The organism is Kitasatospora sp. NPDC059803 (assembly GCF_042732255.1).
GTDB lineage: Bacteria > Actinomycetota > Actinomycetes > Streptomycetales > Streptomycetaceae > Kitasatospora.
In genome coordinates, this window is the sequence record NZ_JBHWIJ010000555.1 from 1 (window position 1) to 1,910 (window position 1,910).

Genomic DNA, 1,910 nt, shown 5'->3' on the forward strand with positions numbered 1-1,910 from the left:
GCGTACTGCACGGCCGGTCCGGGGGCGGGCAGTCCTTCGGCGGGGCCGGTGAGGGTGAGGTCGACGGCGAGTCCGGCCTGGCGGGACTCCTCGACGAGGGCGGGCAGTCCGTGCAGTGAGGGGCCCTGGTCGGAGGCCGGGGTGAGGACGCCGAGCAGGCCGCGCAGTTCGGTGAGGGCCTGGAGGCCGAGGGTGCGGATCAGGCCGAGGGTCTCCCGGACGGTGGTCGGGTCGTCGGCGGCCGCGACCTGGCAGGCGCCGGCGTGCAGGGTGATGAGGGAGACGCGGTTGGAGACGACGTCGTGCATCTCCCGGGTGAGCCGGGCGCGTTCGGCGGCGGCGGCGCGTTCCTCGGCGTGCCGGCGGGCTGCTTCCAGCAGCCGGTTGCGTTCGGCGAGCGTGGCGACGGCGCGGGCGCGCTGGTGGGCGGTGAGGCCGAGCGCGAGCGGGACGGCGCCGAAGACCAGCGGGTCCTCGGCCAGGTTGGCGAGGGCGGAGAGGCTGCTGACGTCCCCGAGGTCCATGGGGACGAGCAGGCGCACCCCGGCCAGCGCGGCCAGGACGGCCAGCACCCGGGTGGCGCCGCGCCGTGTGGCCAGCCCGTAGAGGGCGACGGCGAGTGGGAGTTGGCCGCCCAGCAGGGTGACGGCGGCGACGGCCGCCGGGTACCGCCGCCGGACGGCGAGGGCGAGCGCGCCGGCCGCCACCAGGCCCGCGTTGACCGGCGCCGAGGTGGTCGGCCCGATGTCGGGGTCGCCCGCGGCGAGCGGGACGAGCACCAGCAGCACCAGGACGGTCGGGCCGAGTGCGACGACCGGGCCGGGCAGGCGCAGCGGCGGGCCCGGCAGCGGCACCGCGGCGAGGGCGGAGTCCAACTGGTCGGCGGCGTCGGTGTGGTGGGCGGCGTGGGGCTGGTCGGTGGACGGGTGGTGCTGGTGACGGGTGGGGTCCAACCGGCCGGTGGGGCGCCGGAGTCGGGGCCGCTGCTGGGTGGGCTGGCGCATGGGGGCATGCTCGCACACCCCGTCCGGCCCGGGGTGGCGAGCGGGCCGCAGTGGCCGGGAACAGCCTGGAATTCGCCTTCCCCGGAAGGGATCATGGTCGGATGGATGATCGTTTCTCTCCCGAGCCGCCGACCGTCGTCCGGCTGCCGCAGTACACCCGCGCCGACCAGAACGAGATCCTCGGCCCCGGCGACGACCCGTACGGCGTCGCCTACACCGGACTGGCCTGGCTGCCCAAGGACATCCACTTCGGCGTCCGGGCCGCCGACGGCCGGCTCGTCGCGCACACCGGGCTGCTGCCGCTCCCGCTCACCGTCGGCGGCACCGACCTGACGGCGGTCGGCGTCGGCGGCGTCGCCGTCGCCCCCGACCGGCGCGGCGCCGGCCTCGCGCAGGCCCTGGTCCGGGCCGCCCTCGGCCACGCCCGCACCCTCGGCCACCGCCACGCGCTGCTGTTCTGCCGCCCGCCGCTGGCCACGTTCTACCGGGGGCTCGGATTCCGCGAGGTCGCGGAGGAGGTGACGGTGGAGCAGCCCGAGGGGCGGCTGGCGGTGATGCCGCTGCGCACCATGTGGGCGCCGCTGGCGGAGGGCGCCGGGTGGCCGGAGGGGCCGGTGCGGTTGCGCTCGCTGCCGATGTGACGTGCCCTGTGGGGGTGGGAGTGGGGGCGGGGGTTGGGCGGGCGCGGGGCCGGGCGGGGTCACTCCGGCCAGGCGGAGTTCTCGATCACGGCGACGAAGTCGGTCCGCTCGAAGTCCGGGTCGAAGTGGGCGAGGACGTCCGCCTTGACGTTGCCGAAGGCGGTCTCCGGCTTGGGCGCGACGCCGTCGTGGAAGGCGCGCAGGATGCCGCGCTTGAAGTCCGGGCGCGGATGGGCGGCGACCACCGCGTCCCGGTCGGCGGCCG

Annotated in this window: 2 protein-coding genes and 1 pseudogene; 1 reads left to right on the plus strand and 2 read right to left on the minus strand. The window is 77.0% G+C overall.

The annotated features are described in order from the left end of the window. A partial coding sequence (locus ACFV6I_RS39425) for a histidine kinase (RefSeq protein ID WP_380431098.1) occupies positions 1-1,004 on the minus strand: 1,004 nt, incomplete at its 3' end. Positions 1,005-1,105: 101 nt separating this feature from the next. Between ACFV6I_RS39425 and ACFV6I_RS39430 the strand changes: the two genes are divergently transcribed. Next, positions 1,106-1,645: a GNAT family N-acetyltransferase gene (locus ACFV6I_RS39430; protein WP_380431101.1), complete on the plus strand. Its 540-nt coding sequence runs from the start codon at positions 1,106-1,108 to the stop codon at positions 1,643-1,645. 59 nt (positions 1,646-1,704) lie between these two features. Here ACFV6I_RS39430 and ACFV6I_RS39435 read toward each other — a convergent pair. Next, positions 1,705-1,910: pseudogene (locus ACFV6I_RS39435) on the minus strand (diguanylate cyclase); the annotation flags it as partial.